This is a genomic window from Ignavibacteriota bacterium (assembly GCA_016716225.1).
In the GTDB taxonomy this organism is placed as follows: Bacteria; Bacteroidota; Ignavibacteria; order Ignavibacteriales; family Melioribacteraceae.
This window is the reverse complement of sequence record JADJWT010000001.1, coordinates 3,546,938-3,570,957: the sequence shown is the minus strand read 5'-3', so window position 1 is coordinate 3,570,957 and position 24,020 is coordinate 3,546,938. Positions and strand designations below refer to the sequence as shown.

Sequence of the window (24,020 nt, the reverse complement as noted above, 5' to 3'; positions counted from 1 at the left end):
ATTTAAGACTTATTATGAAAATAAAATATATTCTGTATAAACTCGTTGCTATTCTACTTTTATCAAACTCTATTCTTTTTGCAGAAAATATCTTTATTAACCATGATCAACTAAATAGAAAAATAACTTTCGGAAATAATAAAATTAGTATTGTTCTCGAGTATAACAAAAAATGTAATATTTCAGAACTAAAGGTTAACAATCAAACCGTAATATCAAGTTCCGCAGGTATTTATTCAGAAGTTACAACACAAAAGGCTGCTTATTCAACTCTTCAGCTTAATTCAAATCCATTGATTGAAATTGAAAAAGAAAAAATTACTATTAATAAAATTATTTATGGCGAAGATGATGAAATTATTTCTGAGACCTGGATTTTCAATATTTCTGAAAGTGATATCAAGTTTAACATTGAAAGAAATTTTAATAATAATTTAATATTAGAAGAAGTTGCATTCCCGTCTTTTAATTTTGATAATATTAATGTTTGGGACGGAGCATTTTTAAGTTATGGCGGAATTGCATGGTTTTATTTATTTAATCAAAAACTTTGTACTTATGGTGTACATTCAAATAGCTCAGCTTTTTGGAATAGTACCAATGGAAACGGACTTAATATTTCTGTTGAATCTGAGGGTAATCAAATTGCAATGAAATATACACGTGCAAACGATGATATACTTATTTATAATATTTCAATCTCTGATGAAGATTTAACTTACCGTTATGAAGCTGAAAAGAGAAGCAGATTTATAAGAGGAAAAACAGACGTTTGGGATTCGTTTAAAATCAGTAAAAAAAATTATGATCAAACAATTACCTTATCATTTTTTGATTATAATAAAGATTTTGATCGAGGAAATTTTAAAGGCATAAATGAGGAACAGGTAACTAATTTACTGAATACTGTTGCAAGAATTGGAGTTATTGATAAAAATCTATTTGGTGGAAATAGCTGGCATACACCTTACGGACCTATTTGTCTGCATGAACAATATATTGCTGATTTTGCAATTGGTGTAAATGATGAAAAGTATATTGAAGGATACAAACAATGCCTTGATTATTATAAAGATAATGCAATTCAAAAAGACGGACGTGTAATTGCAAGATGGGCTTATTTAGATGAAGATGCCATACCCGGATCGATTACAGAAAAAGGATTTTATGAAGCTCAATGGGGATATCTAATGGATTCTAATCCGGATTTTGTTTCTAATGTAGCGCAGCTTTTTAATATTTCTGGTGATTTAAATTGGGTATCAAAACATAAAAAATCTTGTGAATCTGCACTGGAATATTTAATGCAAAGAGATTCTAATAATAATTATCTTGTCGAAATGATGTCAGATTCCAAAGACGAAAAAAGAGGGAGTGACTGGATTGATATAATATGGGCTTCTTATGAAAATGCATTTGTAAATGCGAAATTATATTATGCTCTAACTTTATGGACAGATGTTGAAATGCAATTAAATGATGCAGATAAGGCCAATTATTATGCTGCATATGCTGCTGAACTTAAAAAAAGTTTTAACAAATCAGTGAATGAGGGCGGTTTTTGGAATGATAAAAATAAATGGTATGTACATTGGAGAGAAAAAGATAATTCAATTCATGGAGACAACCTCGTTGTGCCAGTCAATTTTATGGCCATTGTCTATGGAATTTGTGATGATGAAATTAAAAGGAATTCTATTTTAGATAAAATTGAAGAACAAACAAGTAAGGAAAATCTTTTCTTTTGGCCGATTTGTCTTTATCCTTATACAATTGGTGAGGGTAATGATTGGCAATTTCCATTCCCAAATTATGAAAACGGTGATTTATTTTTATCATGGGGTAGTATTGGTGTTGAAGCTTATGCAAATTATAAACCGGAGTTAGCAATTAAATATGTGAATAATGTTTTGGATCAATATGCAAAGGACGGTTTAGCATTTCAAAGGTATGGAAGAGTTAAACAAGATGGTCTTGGCGATGATATTCTCTCCGGTAATAGTCTTGCAATTATTGGTCTTTACAAAGCTGTTTACGGAATTAATCCGCAATTTAATAGACTTTACTTAAATCCAAATTTAATTGAAGAAATAGCTGGCACAGAATTATTTTATAATTTTAGAAATGATAAACTTGCAATAAAATTGAATACAAATAATTATTCTATCACAAATGATCAATTTGAAGTAAAAGCTAAAACTGATTTTGGTTATTATTCATTAAATAATGAACTGTATTATTTTGATGGAGATGATAATAAATATTCATTAAAGGCTATTTCGAATAAAAATCTATTATTAGATATTTTATCTTGGAATCGCGAAAGAAAATCATGGATTCAATTATCAAAAGAAAATAACTCTGATAAAATAAAATATGAGATTTCAAATCTGGAATCGAATAAAAATTACAGCATTTACTTGAATAATAAACTTTACAATAAAATGAAATCTGATAATGGTATTCTAAATTTAGAATTAGATAATAATGAAAATGTTATTGAAATTATAATAGACGAATAACAAGTGATATTTTTTATTTAGCTAAAATTAAATGATGTATAGGATTTTTATTACAAATTCATAATGAGAAAAAGTAATTTGATCATTTTTTTGTTTTTTTAGTGGATAAATATGAGTTGATAAACTAATGAATTAATTTCCAGTCTAATTGATATTTTAATCCATATATTCGCCAAAAATAAACTAATAACAAGGAAGTAGAAAATAAAATCTTGATTAACTGTAGATCAAGAGGTACTTGCAAATTACACATCGAAATCAGCATCTTAGTAGCCATAAATATTCAGATAGGTGAGGTAATCGGATTTCATTGCGAGCTTGGCATATTTAGAATATTGAAGTCTTTTTATCTTTCTAGGTGAACCCAAAATGTAATTTAAAACTTTACTAATAACAAATTTTCGATAAATTGTGTTATTCAGACCTAGAGTAGAAATGATACAAATTAATTCAGAAAAATTTGATGTTGTTAAAGTTGGATTAAGAAAAAATTACGAAAAAGGAAAGAAATTATTAGAAAGAAGAATTAAAAAACCGACTGAAAAAAATATCACAACTTAAGAAAAACGTAAAATATTTATTTTATTACATTCATTTTTAAAATTCATATGGAATCCTATCCTTGATTCCTTTGCTTTGGAAATTTATCGTTTATCTGAAATTTTAGGAAAATTCCATGATATTTCTGTTTTAAAACACCACATAGTTGAAAAAAACTATTTTGAAACTGATGAAATTTTTAAGTATGAAATACTTAATATGCTGAAAAATGAAGAAATTAAATTAGAAAAAAAATTATTGCCAATTGCTTTCTGGATCTTTGCTGAAAAGCCTTATGATTTTGTAAATAGGTTAGAAAAATATTGGTATTTAAATGAATGTAAATTCTCAAAATATTATTAAGGAAATTTAAAAATGTTTAACAAGTCAAAATTTGAGAATAGTTAAATTTCATTTTACAAAGTAGTTAAATCATTATTTAATTAATAACATTTTTCTTTTTTTTGAATACAAATTTGACTTAAGTTCATAAAAGTAAATTCCACTTGATAACCGACTTCCATCAAATTCAACTTTGTAATTTCCTGGCTCTAAATTTTGTATTTCATAATTATAGATTTTCTGACCTAGTAAATTGTAAACAAATAATTCAGAAAAGTTCTTACTTGATTCATGAAAAGAAGGAATTGAAAATTCAATTATTGTCTTGGGGTTAAAAGGATTTGGATAGTTTTGGTGTAATTCAATATTATTAACATTTTCCAATTCTGATTTATTAATTATCATATGAATTGTCTTTAAACTTTTATCTATTTGATTGTTTATTAATAAATTCCCATTTTCATCACTAAATTCAGAATAGATTATTTCAATTGAAGAATTTATTTCTTCTGAAAAATTTGGGATGTTCAATTTATAATTCAATTCAAGAAAATCATCATATTTCATCATATTCAATTTTGTTGTATTACCTAATCCAATTACAATAAGTGTATCTTTATTATCTAACCCAGACTTTATATTAGAAAATAAATTCCAATCTCTATTGAATTGATTACCTTCCTTAATCTCAATCAAATCTATAATTTTTTTATCAGTTAAATTATTGTTTGTTACTATTTTAAACATAAAAGCATATATAGCAGTTTTTTCTTGGTTATTTAAAACTATTGTATCGTTAACGATTATTGAATTCAAATTTTCAATTACTTTAAGATTTTTTTTTGGGTTTTTAAATTCAAAATTTGAGGCTTGTGTTGTTCCAATAAAAATAGTATAAATTATAAAAGCTGCTAATAATATTCTCATCATAGTACATTCTTTATTTATTACTTGATTATCGAATCTTGGTATTAAAATTTAAGTTAACAAATTGTTAAGTAGTTTAGTCAAATATTATAGTGCTGCTTAATTATGTACTTTAAATAATGTCTATAAAATATTTTGGAATAGTATTTAAAAAGTATTCTTGCTTTGTTAATACTGGCTTAATAAATGCTTAATACCAGCTTAATATGATAATAACGTATTTTTAATTATCACTTAATTTTCCAATAACATACTAAGAATATTTTAACCGCATCAAATAAACCTAAAAAATTTTTATCAGTACCCCCATGAAAAATAATTTCAACAGATCAATATTTAGTTTCATTTTAAGTCTAGGTGTTTCATTACAAGCTTTTGCATTTGGACAACTTTCAGGAAAAATTGTTGATGCACAGAGTGGTGAAGTATTAATTGGTGCAAATATTTTAATTAAAAATACAAATATTGGTGCATCAACTGATCTTGATGGTCGTTATAAAATTAAAAACTTATCACCGGGTTATTATACAATAGTATACTCATTCATTTCATATTCTACAGTTACCAAATCAAATATTTTAATTAAAGATAATGAAACAACCATAGTTGATATTGCACTTTCACAAGAAGCATTAGTAATAAATGAAGTTGTAGTAACAGAAAAGGCTGATTTAAGTTTTGAAGGTGCTCTACTTAACAAGCAAAAAAATTCATCTGTAATTAGTGATGGGTTAAGTGCAGAATTAATAAGCAAATCACCAGATGCAAGTACTGCAGATGCACTTAAACGAGTATCTGGAATAACATTAATGGATAATAAGTTTGTTTATGTACGCGGAACAAGTGAAAGATATAGTAATGCAATGTTAAATGATGCACAATTGCCAGCAACCGAGGTTGATAAAAAATCATTTGCATTTGATCTAATTCCAAGTGGAATAATAGAAAACACAATCGTTATTAAAACATTTACGCCAGATCAGCCAGGTGAATTTGGTGGTGGACTTGTAAAAGTTAACACAATAGAATTTCCAAATAATAGATCAATCTCTATTAATTACTCGTTAGGTTATACTAAAGGAGTAACTAATCAAGATTTTCTTACTTATCATGGCGGCGCATATGATTGGTTAGGATTTGATGATGGAATAAGAACGTTACCAAATAATTTCCCAAAAGATTTTTCGCAGTTGGATTTATTTAATTCTGAGCAGCGTCAAGATTATTACGAAGCTGTAAATAGTTTAAATCACTATTGGAATATTAACAAAGTTAAATCACCATTAAATCAAAGTTTTGGAATTAGTTATTCGGATATATTTCCATTGTTTGGCGAAGAAATTGGTTTGGTATCTTCTTTATTATATAAATCAAAATTTGATAATAAAAAAATACGTACAATTGTTTGGGGAGGCCCAGGAGGTGAAAACGAAATTCCGGATTTAGATTTTGAAGGTTACAAATCTGATTGGAATGTTTTTGGTGGTGCCATTTTGAACTTAAGTTATAAATTAGGAAATCATCATAAAGTTAGTTTCAAGAATTCCTATTCTGTGAATTCAGACAAGGAAACAACACAGATAGGAGGTTATTATTATTACCATTCACAGTACGAACAAAGAAATGAATTAGAATTTGTTTCAAGAGAACTCTTATCTACTCAATTAGTTGGAGAAGATTTCTTTCCTGAACTTTTAGATTTAAAATTAAAATGGCAAGGATCTTATTCTCAAACAAAAAGAGATGAACCAGATAGTAGAAAATACGTTTATGCAAAAGATGAAATTAATGACCCTTGGAGACTCAAATTAACAGTATCTCCAAGTGATTACGGTGCAAGAATATTTACAAATCTGAATGAATACTTGAGAAGTCTGAATTTTGACTTTGAACTTCCAGTTAATACAACAAAAATTAAATTTGGTACAATATATAATACTTCAAATCGATTTTACAATGCAAGGCATCTTTCAGTAGTTATTCCCAGAGGCTATTTAAGCGGGAGTTTAAGTCAACTTTACTATCTTGAACCTGATTCGGCTTTTGATATCAATAATTTTGAATATTATAGTGATATTCGATACGAGGAGTATTTTGAGGGCACTCATAATTATAGTTCAATATTAGAAAACATCGGTATCTATTTGATGTTCGAAATTCCATTCAATTTATGGGATCAAAATTTCATATTTATTAGCGGATTACGATTTGAAAAATATCAACTAACATTAAATACAAAAACTGGATTTGGAATAAACCAAACTCCAATGAAAATTAATGGCGATAATTCAGACAAAGTATTTCCTTCTTATAACTTAATATATAAAATAAATGAAAATATTAATTTAAGGTTTGCATATAGCCAAACAATTAACAGACCTCAGTTAAGAGAAGTAACACCATTTGGTTATTTTGATTTTGAAACAATGGCAATTGTCAGAGGTAATCCCGATCTAAAAACTGCAAATCTAGATAATTATGACATACGTTTTGAATATTTCCCAGGCATAAATGAGTATTTATCCGTAAGTCCATTTTACAAAACCATTAAAAATCCAATTGAACAGGCAGTTGTTCCAACTTCCGGAAATTATGAGGAAACGTTTAAAAATGCAGCTGAAGCAGAAGTTTGGGGTTTCGAATTTGAAAGTAGATATAGTCTAAGGGTTATAACTGACTATTTATCATATTTTTTTCTTAACACTAATTATAGCTTTATTAAAACAAAAGTGGATGATTTATTAAATAAGTCAAGAAAATCACGTCCATTGCAAGGTCAATCACCTTACGTAATAAATGTTAGATTAGAATATGAAAATCCAATCTGGCAAAGCAACATCAGCATCCTCTATAATAGATTTGGTAAAAGAATTATTCAGGCTGGAATCGGTGAAATTCTTGAAGGTGATATTTACGAAGATCCCAAAAATATTATTGATTTTATCTATAAACAGACAATTATATCAAATCTTGAACTCAAATTATCAATTAGCAATATCCTTGATGAAGATGAAACATATTCTCAATACAACGAACTGCAAAAGTTAAAAGAGAAACATACCTCATACTCACTTGGAATTTCATATAAACTATAAATAACAGATTTACAAAACAAATGAGGAGGTTGATGAAACAAAAAAATCTTTTGAAGTAAAAAAAATCATAAAAAATAACAAATGGAGTAAATCATGAAAAAAATATTTTTAATAATCTTAACAATTGGCTTGTTTAGTCAAGTTTTTGGGCAAACACACTTAACACCCCATGATGTTGTGTTGTCTGGCCATATTACAAGTAATACAACACTTGATGCAAATAATGTTTATTTGCTGAGTGGGTATGTTTATGTTGATTCACTTGTCTCTTTAACAATTCCAGCAGGGACTGTGATTTTAGGCGAGAGTTCAACAAAGGGTTCTTTAATTGTAAAAAGAGGTGGTAAAATATATGCAAATGGTACTGCAACAAATCCAATAGTATTTACCAGCCAGTTACCCGCAGGTTCAAGAGCAATGGGAGATTGGGGCGGTGTTATTATTTTAGGCGCTGCTTCTAACTGGAAAGGTTTAAATGTTGCTATAGAAGGTGTTCCAACAAGTGAAGGTGCAGTATACGGCGGTACAAATGATGCAGATAACAGTGGTGTTTTTAAATATGTCAGAATTGAATTCCCTGGAATTGAACTTTCAGCAAATAACGAAATAAATGGCTTAACCTTAGGTTCAGTTGGAAGTGGAACAGAAATTCACCACGTTCAAGTTAGTTATTCAAGAGATGATGCATTTGAGTGGTTTGGTGGAAATCATGATGCAAGTCATTTAATTGCGATAAAATCTTTAGATGATGATTTCGATGGTGATGAAGGTTACAGAGGAAACATTCAATATGGATTTATTTTTAGAGACTCATGGACTGCTGACGTAAGCAAAAGTGAAGCTTTTGAACAAGATAGTAAATCTGGTTCTCCTTTAACAGCACCAATTTCAAAACCCATATTTTCAAATATTACTGCTGTTGGTCCAAAACAAAATTCATCTCAAACAGCATTTGATCCTGAATACTATTATGGTATTCACCAACGTGAAGGTTCACAAATGAATTTATTCAATTCCGTAATTACAGGATTCGATGAAGGAGGAATTTTCTTTGATGGTAGTAATGCAGTTAATCAAGTGAATTTGCTTCTTGATAATACTGTAGAATATGAAAAAAATTATATTGCTGGTCTTGCATCATCAAAACCTTTAGTTTCTGCTTCAGATAACGATGGAACTGTTATTGATGCATTGGCTTGGTTTAATGCTGATAACTATAGTGCTGCTGAAGTAGCTAATTTAAACTTAGCTGACCCATTTAATTTTATTAATCCAAATGTTGAACCAACAACTGGTTCGCCCTTATTAGGCAGTGCAAGTTTCTCAAATACAAAATTAGCAGGTTTTGAAACAACAACTTATGTTGGTGCTTTTTCAAAAGAAAACAGATGGGATGCAGGTTGGGCACATTATGATCCTCAATCAGTATCTTATAGAGATGATATAGATTGGACAGCATCGATTGTTTTAACAAACAATAATTACGAATCAAGACAAGTTGTATTTGGCAGTGCAACAACTGCAACTTCAGGTTTGGATAATTCTCTTGGAGAATTAGCAGCTCCAACAAATATAGCAGGAAATATCGATATTAGATTTGATATAACAGGTTCTGACGATGTATTTCTTAATTTACAAAATGCAAGCTCTGCAGTGACTTATTCTTTAAAAGGTGATTTTGGTTCTTCTTCTGGTACAGCAACTTTAACATGGAATCCAGCTCAATTAGGACCAGGAAGATTTACTCTAAAAGATGGTCTTAGTGGTGCAATATTTGCTGATGTAAATATGAAAACACAAAGCTCTGTATCTTTTACTCAACCTGGAGCAACTTTTGCCGGAATAACAATAGAAGTTGCTACTACATTTAATCATTCACAAAATATTCTTACAAGTTGGAATTTGATTTCTTTCCCTGGTTATAATATGACAAGTATGCAGGCTTCTTCAATTTATCCAACTATGTCTGTTGCTTGGGGATGGAATAATGCAACTGGAGTTTATGAAAATATAGCAACAACATCAAATATAGTTCCTGCTAAAGCATTTTGGTTAAAGAGTACTGGAAATGCTGCAATTACACAAACCAATTTATCTTATGTACAAAGAAATAATGTACAAAGAAATAATGTACAAATTTCAACTGGTTGGAATTTAATAGGTGCTTATGATTACGCATATGCAACTGCAGATATTAGAACAGCTCCTTCAAGTGCAATTAATTCAAGTACAGTTTATTGGGGTTATTCCAATGGTTATGAAATTAAAAGTACAGTAAATCCTGGCACAGCAGTTTGGGTTAAATCATTAGCTGCCGGAGAACTAATAATTCCAACTCAAGATGGCCCTGCATTGCCAAAGAACGAAAGTATAATAAATGAAGAATGGGCAAAAATTATCATTTCTGATGCTAATGGTATGAGATATACTTTATATATAGCTGATAAAGATGAAAATTTGGAAAGATTTGAAATGCCTCCAGTTCCTTCAGAAGATGTATTTGATATTAGATTCTCAAGTAACAGATTAGTTGATGTAATAAACGGTTCAAAAGATATCAAATTAAATGGTGTGAAATATCCGGTAACTGTAAAACTCGAAGGTACAAATTTAGAAATAACAGGCCATCAAGTAAAAAATGGTGAAGAATTTGTTGTTAGTGAAGCAGTTAATTATTTGATAAATATAAGCGGTTCTTCAGTATTATCTGTGCCTACAGAATATACTTTGGAACAAAACTATCCAAATCCATTTAACCCAACAACAGTAATAAGATTTTCTCTTCCAGAAACTGCAAATGTAAAATTGAGAATCTATAATAGTTTAGGGGAATTGGTAGAAACTTTGGTTGATGAGACTGTTGAAGCTGGTTTCCATAGTGTTAATTGGAATGCAAAAGGTTTATCATCAGGTTTATATTTCTACGAATTAACTTCTTCCAACTTTGTTTCTGTTCAAAAAATGATGTTATTAAAATAATCTAAAAAAAAATGGCAATCCTATTTTCATAGGATTGCCGAGTAAATCATGGTTTAATGCTACTTTCAGTAACAAAAAACAAATAAATATATGAAAAAACTTATATAAAATAAACTAATAGTTAAGCATGAGGATAAAAAAATGAAAAAATTAATATTTATTTTTGCACTAGTTCTGCTGAATTTGAGTAGTATGCTTGCTCAAAATGCAAGTAACTATTCTTATATGGATTCAGTAGTTGTAACACAAGGAACAGAAAGGTCAAGAGCCCTTTGGGCACTTCATCCTTTAGCAACTGATGGATTTGATGATATTGCTGCATTTGAATTAGAAGGACCGCCAGCTCCGCCAGCTGGACTTTATGTAAGATTTCCAATAGCTGGACGTCCTACTGGTTTGATACCGGATGTTAGAGGTTATACAAGTTTTCCATATTCCGGTTCTACAACTTTAACATTAGAATTAGTAGGTCTAACAACACCTAACCAATTATCAGTTAATTTACCAACAGGTATTTCAATTCAAATTAAGGATAAACTAACTGGAACAATTTATAATCAAACTTTAACTGGGAATGCAAGCGTTGCACTTAATTCCGCACTTACTTCTTATGATTTTGTTATAACATTTACTAATTTTACCCCACCAGCACCTCCTTCAAATTTTTCTTCTTCACCAGCATCTCTAAATTTTAATGGTGTTGCGGTAGGTAATACGTCAGATTTATCTTTAACTGTTAATAATACAAGTCCCACACAAGCTCTTGATATAACACAAATTAATCTTCCAGCAGGATATTCAATAAACCCAACTACAGCAAATATTGCTGCCAGTGGATCACAAGCATTTACAGTTACTTTTGCACCAACTGCAGCTCAGACTTATTCAGGTAATATTGAATTTATATCATCAAGCACTGACTTAGTTGCTGTAACTGGTTTTGGACAAGTTCCGGGAGCAACATTTTCTGCAAATCCTTCTTCGTTATCATTTGGTTCTGTTGCCGTTGGTTCCTTTAGTAATGTAAATATTACAATTACTAATCAAGGAGCTTCAAATCCAATGATTATGAGTAATGTTACTTCTGATAATCCGTCATTTACTGTTACAGGCAATGTAACTGCGACAATTGCACCAGGTGCTTCAGAAGTTTATACAGTTCGATTTTCACCAACAGCAGGTGGTAATTCAAATGCAAATATAAGCTTTGTTAGCGATGCAACTAGTTCACCTAATGTTATTACTGCTTCGGGTTCAGGATTTGTGGGCTCAAGAGGTGTTTTCTATTTCCATGGATACAATGCAGCAAATGAATTAAAAGTTGATACGGTTGTTAGAGTAGACAAAAGAAGTTTTACGGATAGCCTTGGTTTAAAATATGAAGGAACAGAAGGCTTACATGCACTTGAATTAAAATTAGTTACTAATGGTAAAATTATCTTAGATGAAGTTAGATTGGGAAATGCAATTCCTGTAGCACAACTAGGTAATTGGAATTTTTTAACAAATATAGTTAGAGGAAATTTATCTTCTGATATGTTAACAACTGTTGATGAAATTAATATTCTTCTTTATGGAAATGGAACTACAACATTATTAGCAGGAGATTATAAAGACCTTTTTGTTTTTGATTACTATGTTGCCGATATTAATCAACCAGATACCCAAAGAACATCAATTGAATTAATTGAAGTTTATGCAAGTGAAGTTGATGCAACACAAATTACCACAGTTCCAAGTGCTGATACATTAACTCAAATTATAGAAATAAGAAACGGATCAACTCATGGTTCAAAAGGTGATGTTAATAATGATGGAACTATAAATTTACTTGATTTATTAGATGTTGTTGATCACATTTTGGAAGTTAAACTTATGGCTGGAAGTAAATTTGAAAGGGCAGATATTGCTCCTTGGTCAAGTAATGGTGATGGTATAGTTAACGTTCAAGATTTAGCTCTAATTCAAAAAATAATCCTAGATGGAGAATTCCCAGATGGAACTCCTTCTCGTGGAAATTTATCAGTAAAATCATTTGAAATAGTTGCAGAATCAAATACTTTAAGTAAATCAAATTATAATGCAGATGCGAGAATAACTGTTTATGTTACTGAAAACGAATTAAGTGCAGTAATTGAAAATAAGATCGCAGTTAAAGGCGTTCAATTAAATTATAATAACATTCTTAATTTGGTAAGTAAAAATCTTGATTTATCAACTGAATTGGGAAAAGTATATTATCAGCAAGTAGCTCAAAAACTAAGAGTACTTATATACGATAATAGTAATAGTAAAATTCTTGAACCCGGAAAACACTCTCTTGTTTCTATACCATTGGAAGTTGTAAATCCTGAAAATGTTAAACTTGAGAGCTTTATAGTTGCCAATACTGAAAATCAAGAAATTGAGGATGTTGAAATAGTTTATGCTTTTGAATCAGCTCCAATTTTACCAACAGAATATGCATTAGAACAAAATTACCCAAATCCATTTAATCCATCAACTAAAATTGAATTTTCTGTTCCTGAAACAAATAATGTTTCTCTGATTATTTATAACGTTTTAGGACAAGAAGTTAAAACTCTTTTCCTTGGTGAAGTAGATCGTGGAAGAGTAGTATTAAATTGGGATGGAACAAATAATAATGGATCATTTGTTAATAGCGGAATTTACATTGTTAGAATGAATGCAGGTAAGGGAGATTTTAATGCTGTTAGAAAAATGATGATGTTGAAATAATTTAAAATAAACTATCTCATCTTTATAGATGAGATAGTTTTAATTAACTCATAAAGTATTTATAGGAATAATTATATGAAAAAATTTTGGTTTCTAATTTATATTTTAACAATCACTTCCGTTATTGTTAATGCTCAAAAATCTTCGGATTATGATGGTTATTTGGATTCAGTTATAGTAAATCAAGTTACTGATACATTTGAAAAAACTAGAATTTTATGGGCTCTTGATACAAAAGCATCTGATAACTTTGATGGGCCTCATGATCAAACAGGAGTATATGAAATTGAGGGTCCACCAGCACCTCCAGGAGGAATTTATGGAAGATTTTTAATAACAAATTATCCAACAGGCATAATTCCAGACGTACGCAACTATACAGGATTCCCGTATACCGGTGAGCATTTACTAACTTTAGAAGTTATTAATATGGTTGCTGGAAACAAATTAAAAATTAATTATCCGGTTGGAATTGAAGCAATTATTTCAGATCAATTGGGCGGATTAATAATTCCGGAAACAATACTTTCGGGGCGGGACTCAATTGAACTAAATCCGGCATTAACAAAATATAATTTCAAATTAAGATTTACTAATTTTAATCCTCTAACTGATATTAAGGAAAATGAAACGATACCATCAAATATTGAATTATATCAAAACTATCCCAATCCATTTAATCCGGAAACAAATATTTCTTTTTCATTAAATACTAAAAGTGAAGTTACATTAAAAGTTTACGACATTCTTGGAAAACAAGTTGCTAGTCTAATCAACGGAACTTTAAATGCTGGTTTTCATAACATAAAATTTAATGCAAATAAATTAACAACTGGACTTTATATATATCAGTTAAAAACTAAGAATTTTGTTCATTCAAGAAAAATGATGTTTGTTAAATAAGGAGAACATGTGCTATTTATTATTCTAAATAGTTTAATATTTATTAACGGGTTAAGTCTATTTTTTGAAGATTACGACAATAATTGGATAAAGACAAATGCTCCTTCAGACCAAATTTATTGTATTGATAGTGGTGTTTCATTCTATATAGGATGTAAAGAAGGCTTGTTCAAAAGTATAGATATAACAAGATGGGATTCATTGATTCAAAAACCTGTACGTTCAATTAAAGTAATTGATGAAAAAATTTTCGTTGGTTTATGGGGTGCCCAAAAGCCGAGTACTTTTCTTTATTCACTTGATGATGGTCTTTCTTGGACTTGGGTAGAAGGCATAAATGATGAAGTTCAATCAATAAGTATTAATGATAGCACAATTTTATTAGGAGTAGGTTTCCCAGGTAATGGGGGAATATTCATTAGTGAAAATTTTGGTAAAACATGGAATTTTCAAGATTTGGAAAATCCCATTTATTCAGTTAAAGTTGGTAAAAGTAAAATGTACGCCGGAGGCGAAGACGGCACTTTTTATGAAGCTCAACATTCTGAATTTAGTAAAATACATAAATTCCCCCCTTGGAAAATTTATTCAATTTATGAGGATGAATTTGAGAATCTAATAATTGCGGGATTTAAAATTTACTTGAAAAGAAAAAATGTAAATGATTGGGAAGAAATTTCCTCAATTAATGGAATAGATATTAGTGAAAAATATATTTCTTCTATCACTGGTTTATATACTATCGATTACGACAAATTTATAATTAAACCTTCAACATTTAAAAATAATTGTTGGGGAATATGTGAATTTAATAAAACAAATTTTATAATTTCTGCGAATAATGGTTTATGGAAAGAATTAAAAAAATAGTTTTTTTTATACAAGCAACATTAGTTTTTATAATGTTTCAAAATGTTATAAATGGTTCAGGATATATTTATTCATTTACAGTAGAAAATATTCATCAAATAAATTCTCATAATCTTGAATTCGAAATTTTTTTAGAAAGCAAAAATGGCTTGCTTCTTAATGCATATCAATGTTTTTTAATTTTGAATTATGATGTAAATATTTTTGATCAGATAAACTTAGAAGTTATTTCTAATTCCTCACAATTACAAAATCCAATATATAAAACTCATAATTTTAAAAGATTCAATGACTGTATAATTGGATTTTCGTCAAATGTTGGATCAGAAACAATAATTAATAAAGTTAGAGTAGGAAGATTTAGGTTTTATAGTTCAAAAAAATTCTTATTTAGTGAATTAAAATTAGAATGGAGTTTTGATAACATTTATGAAACAATTGTATTGGGAGCGGATTATGTAAATGTTACAAATAAACTAAACCACAAAATATATTCTAATAATTTTTACACTTCTAATAATGTCGCACTTTTTAATTTATATCCAGGGTGGAATGCGATTTCCATCCCATTTGAGATTTCTAAACAAGAATATGAAAATTTAAAATTGGAAATTGATAATGGCCCTTTTGAAACAATAAATAATCAAACTCATTTAGTACTTGATGATACACTTAAAAAAGGAAACTGCTATTGGGTATTTGTTGAAAATAAAAAAATAGTAGAATTGTATGGTAAACCATTAAGCAAATTTGATGTGGAAATAAATTCTTCAGGATATTATTGGATTGGTTCTTTACCTACTACAATTGACAAAAACAATATTAAAAGCTATCCTCAAAACATACTTCAGGGAAATATTTTCTATTGGGATAACAAAACTAAAGAATATGTACTTACAAACAATCTTATACCATACCATGCTCACATAATCAATATTAATCAAAAAGGGAAAATAGAAGTTGGCTCATAAAACTTTTAAAATAGTTTTCTATGGATAATTTATAACGCCATGAATAATATACAAGATAAATTTATAGAACTTTATATTGATAACGAGAAACCTTTTTTATCAGAGTCTTATATCATTCCTTATAACGATAACGTGACGAAAAAGACACTCAAAGTTTCAAGAAACGAGGTAAATCTATATACACTTCAGTGCTCATGCAAATATTATAGAACTATGGCAAAATTATTTCCAAATAGAGATATAAGAAGAATTTGTAGTCATATTTATATGAAGATTACAAATGAAGGTGACCAGTATTTTGATGAAATAACAAAGTTACTTATTCATGCAAAATTTTGGTTCGGTCAAGAAATTTTAACCTATAGTTTAATTAATAATACTTCTATGTATGTTGGTCTTAATAAAAATTTCAGTCGAGTTATTGTTCATTTGCTGGAAGATAATTGGAAGAGATATATCTTTGATTTTATTGAAGAAACGTGGTTTGATAATAAGATTCCATACAATCATTATCAGATTATCAACAATGTTGTGAAAATCATCAACTACTACAAATCTAACTAATAATAATACTTTAATAAGTAATAAATATCAGAACTTAATTATTTAATAATAGAATAAATAATATTTTATGATTTATTAATTATCTTTTTTTTGACCATTAATTAAAAGATTGGAAAAAACTTATAATGAAAAAACTTAAATTAAACTTATAAGATAATGTATAAGAATTAAAAAGAAAAAAAACTCAATTAATAAAATCATTTGAACAAGCTAGGCAACTTCACTTAAATCAAATATATTTGAATTTTAACTCTTTCAGTAAATCCTAAGTTTACTTAGTTTTCATCTTTATAAAAGTCGTTGACCATAATGTCCGTCGACAAGCGCATCCCTAGGTAACCCGTTATTCTGCATTTGAGACTCTTTCTAAAATCCATTGCGAGCCCCCGGCGTGACTCTTTTACAATCAATTTTGCTGATACCAGAGTAAATTCAGCAATTCGGGTTATAATTAATTTTACATTGTACGTATTTATACGTATTTACAAAATGATAATTTTCTTCTAATTTATATCTTAATTATAAAATTAAATATTAGATTATTAAATAAGTTTTATTTTTAATATGACGCATTTAGTTTATATAAAGTATTATTAATTTATTTATAATTTAATTTTTCTTAAAATCTTTTATAAAGAAATCATAGATATAAACTGGGAAATAATGAATTATCAAAATTAAATAAAATAGAACCATGAACACACTTAAGAAAAATATTGTACTTATTATACTATTACACTCACTAACTTTTGCTCAAGAAATTCCTATCAGTGATTTATTGTATCCGGTTAATGACTATGAATTTTCTATATCGGGAAGTGGAAAGTATATGGCATCAGTCAGGAAGCGTTCTACAGGTTATTCCATATTTATAACAGATATTGAACAGGGAAAATTAAAAAGTGATATCCCATTGGAAAAATATCCTATTTTAAATTTAAATTGGATATCAGAAAACAGATTATCATATGAGCAAATGGGTGTATTATATGCAATTAATGCAGATGGAACTGAAAAAGAACAATTAATGAGTATTTGGAAAAAAGAAAAGCAATATTATTTTAGTGAAAGAAGTCTGTTAAATAATATTCAAACCTCAAAGATGGTTAATGTGCTTAAAGATGATTTTGAGAATATTTTAATAGAAACTCGAGGAATTGATGACTTTCCAGTAATTTATAAACTAAACATATATACTGGAGAAAAAGTTGAAGTTGAAAATGGCAATGATTATAAAATAAATCAATGGTTGGTAGACAAAAAAGGTATAGTGAGACTTGGTATTCAAAACGATGATGGAAAAATCAAATTTTTCACGAAGAATAATAAAAAATGGGAGAGTAAGAATACTATTAATTTAGATATGGACGGAAATTCATTTATCAATAAAAAATTGAATTTTTTAGATTTTGATTATGATGAAAATATTGTCTTTTTTAGTTCTTCAATTGATAATCCAAGATGGCGAATTCTTTCATTTGATATCAACAAAAAGGAATATATTGATACAATTCTTGAAGATAGTAAATATGATATTGGTAACCCAATTCATAATGATACCAAATTACTTTTTTTGGATTCCGAACAAAAACTAATTGGAATCCGATATGAGAGAGATAAACCTTATACTGAATGGTTTAGTGAAAAATTCAAAGCTTATCAAGATACATTAAAAAGTCATTATCCCGAATACTTTGCGGATATATTTGATTGGAACAATGATGCATCAATAATATTGGTTAAAATATACAGTGATGTTGATCCAGGTCATATTCTTATTTTTAATACCATTCAAAATAAAAAACTATTATTCTGTTCATTTGCAAAGGATTTATTAAAGCATAAAGTTTCTTATACAAAAACAATAAACTACCAAACACGTGATGGGTACCGTATTGAAGGATATCTAAATTTACCCATTACGAATGATAAGAATATACCATTCGTTATTTTACCTCATGGAGGTCCATTTGTTAGAGATTATTGGGGTTATTTACCGGAAGTTCAGTTCTTCACAAATCAAGGTTACGGCGTTTTACGAATGAACTTTAGAGGTTCAACAGGTTATGGAGTAGACCATTTACTAGCAGGGGTTAAAAAAATCTCTACAACAATGGTTGATGATATAGCTGATGGGGCTAAGTGGTTGATTCAAGAAAATTATTCTGATAGCAACAATATTTTTATTTATGGGCATAGTTACGGTGGATATGCAGCAATTGAAAGTATAATTCAATATCCGGATTTATATAATGCAGCTGTCTCGGTTGCTTCTCCAACAGATATTGTTAGCATAATTGATTACTTTGATGATCTTGATAATGAATTTAATTATGAGTTTTGGAAAACAGCTGTTGGTGATCCAAGCGATGAAGATGAATTCTTAAAGAGTATTTCACCAATTAATAACATAGAAAAAATTAAACGTCCGATTTATTTCTTTCATGGTGAAAAAGATGAAACGATACCAGTTTCACAGACAGAAGAATTTATTGAAGAGGCTGAAGAAATAGGCAAAAAATTTGGTTTTAGCATTATTAAAGACGAAGATCATTCAATTTCTGAAAATAGAAATGTTGAATTTATTTTAAAAAAATCAATTCAGTTTTTTAAAGAAAATAAAAGATAATATTTATCCAAATGATATTTTGATACGGCAAAAACATTTTCTTTTGTTATGAGAGTGTAAAGTTTTTGGTATAAGTGGAAAATTGAGTTATTTTAAATAATGAAATCTATTCTTAAATTTAACAGAAAAATTTGATGAAGTAATAGTCAAGTTTTGTTCCGTTAGTTAATGAACATCATATGTTTTTGCCTTTTTGAGATTGACTTTCAATTGTTCGATCATTTTCTCGAAGAGTTCAATTTTCCTTTCGGAATATGTTAATAAATTAACAATAATTTTTGAACAATTAAATGATATTTCGTTACGTTCAAAAGCATTTAATTAAACCTATTTATTAAACATTTACACAAATCTACTAATACGGAATTTTTCCTTTATCAATTGCGAGCTTTCCGGATATTAGAAATTTTACTTTGTACGTTTTTATACGTATTTACAAATAGTTGAAAATCTCTTATATTAAATTTATACATTAGATATTTTAATAAATTATGAAAAAATTTATTTTACTTTTAATAACAATACCAATTATAATAAATGCTCAATATAGCTGGAATAATTCACGTCCATCCGCTTACCCGCTAAATGATATATTTTTTATTGATTCTTTAATAGGTTGGTCAGTCGGACAAAATAGTACATGTCTAAAAACAACAAACGGTGGAGATTCATGGGTGCCATTAAATATGCCAGTCTATTCTAATCTGCAAAAAGTATCTTTTATAGATGAGAATATCGGCTGGATTGTAGGAGATGGATTAGATTCACCAATTTTAAAAACTATTGATGGTGGGAATAGTTGGACAAACTATAGCCCGGTTGATTATGGTTGGACTGATTTATATGTAGTTTCAGAAAATGTATTGTTTGTGACAGGAATACAAGGAGTATATAAATCAACGAATGGTGGAATTAATTGGAGTAATAAAATTCATACTTCAGGATGGGCATCAACAATATTTTTTATTGATTCATTAAACGGCTGGTTTGGAAATACAATTGGTGAAATTTATAAAACTTCCAATGGAGGTGAATCTTGGAAATTAGTTCACTATATGAAATTTATTTGGCATAGAAAAATAAGTTTTGTAAATAATCAAATTGGATTTTTAGTTTCCGCAGGTCTGTATTCAAATGAAGGAAGAATCTATAAAACTATTGATGGTGGGGAATCTTGGAAACTTCAAGACAGTGTTGTAGGTCAAAAATATAAAGATTTGGTAGTAATTGATTCATTAAATGCTATAGCATTAGGGTCTAATAATTTATTTAGATATACAAATGACGGAGGTAAAATATGGTTTGGAGAAAATATAACTTGTGAAGCTTTCAATGGAATTTCTATTTGTGCTGAAAAGTTTTGGATTGTTGGTGAAGAAAATCATCATGGAAAAATATTTTATGGTACAATTAATCATTGGAAAGAAATAAGTAAGTCATTTACTAATTCAACAATTACTGATATTGATTTTTGTGATGAAAATAATGGATTGATTGTTGGTTCAAATGGCTTAATTCTAATGACTTCAGATAATGGAATTAACTGGAATAAATTAGATTTATTTTCTTTTGATATTTCAAGTGTTTCTTATCCGAACGAAAAAAATGTTTATTTAACGGGAATAAATGGTGAGTTTGTCAGATCAATCGATGCAGGAAATTCTTGGCAAATTACTTACCCATTTCAAAAATATTCCAATAAAGAGTTAAAATTTGTTTCTTCGCAAATTGGGTTTGCATTCGAAGATTATTCTAATTTGCTAAAAACTACTGATGGCGGTTTAAATTGGGAAACTATTACTGAACTATACACTTATGATTCTGAAATTTTAGATAGTATGAATTTATGGCTTCTTGATAATCCTTTAGAAACAGATATTACAATTGTGCATCATTCTTCCGATGGAGGAAAAACTTGGGAAAGTAATGAACTCGAATTTTATGTTAAAGACATTCAATTTATCAATGCAAATATCGGTTGGATTGTAAATGAAAATGATTTATATAAAACTAATAATTCTGGCTTAACTTGGGAAATTGTTAATGAAAATATAGAATTTCAGATAAAACAATTATTATTTATTGATGAAAAAATAGGGTTTTTATTAGGAGATTTCATAACTGGTCCAGCTTCAATTAAATACACAAAAGACGGTGGATTAACTTTTAACAATATTATCGATTTTTCAAATATTAATGAATTAAGAGCAAGTGAAAATAAAATATGGGGATTTGATGATCTGGGTCGTTTACTTGAAATTGACATAGATAAAATAACAGATATAAAAGTTACTTCAAAATTAACTCATGCAAATGTAAGATTAGAACAAAATTATCCTAATCCATTTAATCCAACAACAACAATAGAATATTCATTACCCAAATCTTCACATATAAAACTAGTTATCTACAATTCAATTGGTGAACTTGTAAAAATTCTTATAAACGAAACTCAAAATATGGGAAATTATAAATATAAATTTGATGGAAGTGATCTATCGAGCGGGATATATTTTTATAGTTTGATTTCTTCAAATAATGTAATAACAAAAAAGCTACTAATTTTAAAATAATATTATCACTTTAATTAAAATGAGGGATTTTTGAAAAAAGTCATCACTCTTCAATTTATTATTTTGTGTTCTTTTAGTATCGTTTATGCCCAAGAAATTAAAAACAAATATATAGATGTTTTTGACAATGCCCTTTACTTCATTGATAGTGTGGAAATTTATGGGGAATATGATTCACATTCAAAGATATTATATAAACGAAACAATAAAGGTTATATAGTTCAAACAATTGAAAAAAGATTTAATGGTTCAACATGGCATAATCATTATAGAACATCAGAAAAATATGATGAAAGAATGAATAGAATCCAATTAACAGCAGAAAATTGGCTGGATGGTCAATGGCAGTTATGGAGCACTACATATTATGGTTATGACGATGTGAATAGAGAAATAAATAGAATTATTGAAAGCAAAACAAAGAATACGCGAACAACGACAGAATTCTTAACAAATGGTGAAGTTACAATAAGTCAAACGAAAATTGATAGTTTGTGGACTAATACCCATAAAACAACTACAATAAGAAATCTTAATTCTCAAATTATTGAGCTATACCAATATGATTGGATAAATAACAATTGGGTTGAGAATTATAAAAAGATCAATTTATATGAATCTGATAATTTAATTACATCAAGTGAACTTTGGAACATAAATAACATTTTTATTGAAGCAAAGACCGAAAATGAATATGATGAGAATAATAATCTGATACTGTATACATACCTTTATACTATCGATGGAACCATTTCGAGAGGAGATAAAAAAATATACTCATTTAATGACAATAATGAATTGATTGAAGAAATTTATCAAGTATGGAATGGCATCGATTTTACAAATAAAGAAAAATATATCTATTCTAATTCAATAAAAAAAATAATCGAAACGAAAGAAATATGGTATGAAAATGCTTGGACTTTATTTCAAGAAAAAGCAAAAATATTTGATGAAAACAATAATTTGGATTCATTGATAACAAAAGGTGGACTTGGAGAATTACAAAATATAAACTTAATTACTTATGACTATAATACAAATAGTCAGATTACTTATGAACTACAGCAATCATGGACATCAAATAATTGGTCAGATTTTAAGAAATTCATCTATGATTATAACGAAAATAATCTGTTGGTAAATAGAAGAGCAGAAATGTTTAGTGGTGGAAATTGGGGGCTTGTTGATGAATCGTTATTAATCAAAGATAGTCTTGCGACAGAATATAATTTTATTGGCGGTGAAATAATTTTACACTATTCCACTATTATGGTAAATATTGAAAAAGATATTGTGAAAGAATATAAACTATTTCAAAATTATCCCAATCCATTTAATCCAACTACAACAATAAAATATTCAATACCAAAACAAGAACAAGTAACAATTAAGATTTATGATATACTTGGAAAAGAAATTAAAACATTAGTAAATGAAATAAAAAGTAGAGGTAATTATCAAGTTGATTTTGATGCATCAAGTTTAGCTAGTGGAATATATTTTTACAGACTACAAGTCAACAAATTTTCAGATATAAAAAAGTTACTTTTAGTTAAATAAAATTATTGTATAAATAACAAACTAAAAAAAATGAGATTGATTTAGCAAATACCATTTTGCATTTATGTTTTGTGAATTTTTAATAATTGTTTTTTCATTTTAAGTTTCTAAATCTGAATAGTTTTAAGAAAAGTTTATAAATAATTATTGGTATTAATTTTATTACTGAATTCGTACTTGGACAGTAGTTTAATCGTAACTCTATTATGTTTCTAATAAGAAAGGTGATTTAATGAGAATAATATTTCTAGTTTTAATAAGTATAGTCATTGCTTTTTGTTCAAATCCCACTGATGAAAATGATTATTACTATTTAGGAAATGAAGTTCCCGTTATTAAAGGAATTATTCGCACTGGTGAAGAATCACCAGAACCTATTGGCATTATTGGAACTCCAAATGAAAAGGGAGAAATTGAACTGGAAGCAGCCCATGATTCGGATACTGGATCAGGACTTCCATTATATACCAAAATTTATGCTCCTTATCCAAATCCATTTAATTACTTAACTCAGATTAGTTTTTCTTTAAATAGAACAGCTAATGTTAAAATATGGATAGTAAGAGGGAAGTTAGACGAAAGCATAACAGAATTGAAGATTCTTTATTCAAACAGTTATCTAATTAACACGAACAATATAAATTCAGAGAACTATCTACTTAATAGAAAACTTGCACCAGGCACATATCAACAAAGCTTTGAGGCAAATAATTATCCAGATGGAGTTTATAGAGTTTATATCCGGGTTGATAATCAACTAATGTGGAGAAATTTAATAATTATAAATAATCATTTTTGAAGGG

At 28.3% G+C, this 24,020-nt stretch carries 14 protein-coding genes; 13 read left to right on the top strand and 1 reads right to left on the bottom strand.

All coding sequences use genetic code 11. The features are described 5' to 3' along the window. The first annotated feature begins 14 nt into the window (after positions 1-14). Together IPM32_15490 and IPM32_15485 are read left to right on the top strand one after the other, a co-directional pair. Complete coding sequence (locus tag IPM32_15490) at positions 15-2,522, top strand: hypothetical protein (protein MBK8946658.1); 2,508 nt, start codon at positions 15-17, stop codon at positions 2,520-2,522. Between the two features lie 636 nt (positions 2,523-3,158). After that, positions 3,159-3,425, top strand: a complete 267-nt coding sequence (locus tag IPM32_15485; GenBank protein ID MBK8946657.1) for a hypothetical protein — start codon at positions 3,159-3,161, stop codon at positions 3,423-3,425. Positions 3,426-3,497: 72 nt separating this feature from the next. On the opposite strand, the gene IPM32_15480 is transcribed toward IPM32_15485, so the two are convergent. Beyond that, a complete protein-coding gene (locus IPM32_15480) occupies positions 3,498-4,334 on the bottom strand; it encodes a T9SS type A sorting domain-containing protein (GenBank protein MBK8946656.1) in 837 nt (278 codons plus the stop codon). Positions 4,335-4,639: 305 nt separating this feature from the next. Here IPM32_15480 and IPM32_15475 point away from each other — a divergent pair, with 305 nt between their 5' ends. From IPM32_15475 to IPM32_15425, 11 genes are all read left to right on the top strand, one after another. Then, entirely contained in the window at positions 4,640-7,426 is a 2,787-nt protein-coding gene (locus IPM32_15475) for a TonB-dependent receptor (protein MBK8946655.1), read from the top strand. Between the two features lie 93 nt (positions 7,427-7,519). Continuing rightward, the gene (locus IPM32_15470; GenBank protein MBK8946654.1) at positions 7,520-10,405 is read left to right on the top strand and encodes a T9SS type A sorting domain-containing protein; all 2,886 of its coding nucleotides are present in this window, start codon (positions 7,520-7,522) and stop codon (positions 10,403-10,405) included. A gap of 141 nt (positions 10,406-10,546) precedes the next feature. After that, complete coding sequence (locus IPM32_15465) at positions 10,547-13,144, top strand: choice-of-anchor D domain-containing protein (protein MBK8946653.1); 2,598 nt, start codon at positions 10,547-10,549, stop codon at positions 13,142-13,144. A gap of 75 nt (positions 13,145-13,219) precedes the next feature. Next, positions 13,220-14,047, top strand: coding sequence for a T9SS type A sorting domain-containing protein (locus IPM32_15460; protein ID MBK8946652.1), 828 nt, complete (start codon positions 13,220-13,222; stop codon positions 14,045-14,047). A 9-nt stretch (positions 14,048-14,056) separates the two neighbouring features. Then, entirely contained in the window at positions 14,057-14,917 is an 861-nt protein-coding gene (locus IPM32_15455; protein ID MBK8946651.1) for a hypothetical protein, read from the top strand. Beyond that, entirely contained in the window at positions 14,896-15,888 is a 993-nt protein-coding gene (locus IPM32_15450) for a hypothetical protein (protein MBK8946650.1), read from the top strand. The genes IPM32_15455 and IPM32_15450 overlap by 22 nt, the downstream gene beginning before the upstream one ends. Before the next feature lie 132 nt (positions 15,889-16,020). Next, positions 16,021-16,452, top strand: coding sequence for a hypothetical protein (locus tag IPM32_15445; protein MBK8946649.1), 432 nt, complete (start codon positions 16,021-16,023; stop codon positions 16,450-16,452). Positions 16,453-17,146: 694 nt separating this feature from the next. Beyond that, positions 17,147-19,081 (top strand): S9 family peptidase, encoded by a 1,935-nt coding sequence (locus IPM32_15440; GenBank protein MBK8946648.1) that lies wholly within the window; start codon positions 17,147-17,149, stop codon positions 19,079-19,081. A 491-nt stretch (positions 19,082-19,572) separates the two neighbouring features. Continuing rightward, on the top strand, positions 19,573-21,654 hold the full coding sequence (locus IPM32_15435; protein ID MBK8946647.1) for a T9SS type A sorting domain-containing protein: 2,082 nt from the start codon (positions 19,573-19,575) through the stop codon (positions 21,652-21,654). A gap of 30 nt (positions 21,655-21,684) precedes the next feature. Beyond that, positions 21,685-23,217 carry a T9SS type A sorting domain-containing protein gene (locus IPM32_15430; GenBank protein ID MBK8946646.1) on the top strand — a complete coding sequence of 511 codons (1,533 nt, stop codon included), beginning with the start codon at positions 21,685-21,687 and terminating at the stop codon, positions 23,215-23,217. Between the two features lie 232 nt (positions 23,218-23,449). Then, positions 23,450-24,016, top strand: a complete 567-nt coding sequence (locus IPM32_15425) for a hypothetical protein (protein ID MBK8946645.1) — start codon at positions 23,450-23,452, stop codon at positions 24,014-24,016. The last annotated feature ends 4 nt before the right edge of the window (positions 24,017-24,020 follow it).

Bases quoted from the DNA above. Each gene is read 5' to 3' on its own strand.
- IPM32_15470 (MBK8946654.1), top strand. From the start codon at position 7,520: ATGAAAAAAATATTTTTAATAATCTTAACAATTGGCTTGTTTAGTCAA.
- IPM32_15450 (MBK8946650.1), top strand. From the start codon at position 14,896: ATGGAAAGAATTAAAAAAATAGTTTTTTTTATACAAGCAACATTAGTT.
- IPM32_15490 (MBK8946658.1), top strand. From the start codon at position 15: ATGAAAATAAAATATATTCTGTATAAACTCGTTGCTATTCTACTTTTA.
- IPM32_15435 (MBK8946647.1), top strand. From the start codon at position 19,573: ATGAAAAAATTTATTTTACTTTTAATAACAATACCAATTATAATAAAT.
- IPM32_15440 (MBK8946648.1), top strand. From the start codon at position 17,147: ATGAACACACTTAAGAAAAATATTGTACTTATTATACTATTACACTCA.
- IPM32_15475 (MBK8946655.1), top strand. From the start codon at position 4,640: ATGAAAAATAATTTCAACAGATCAATATTTAGTTTCATTTTAAGTCTA.
- IPM32_15425 (MBK8946645.1), top strand. From the start codon at position 23,450: ATGAGAATAATATTTCTAGTTTTAATAAGTATAGTCATTGCTTTTTGT.
- IPM32_15480 (MBK8946656.1), bottom strand. From the start codon at position 4,334: ATGATGAGAATATTATTAGCAGCTTTTATAATTTATACTATTTTTATT.
- IPM32_15460 (MBK8946652.1), top strand. From the start codon at position 13,220: ATGAAAAAATTTTGGTTTCTAATTTATATTTTAACAATCACTTCCGTT.
- IPM32_15465 (MBK8946653.1), top strand. From the start codon at position 10,547: ATGAAAAAATTAATATTTATTTTTGCACTAGTTCTGCTGAATTTGAGT.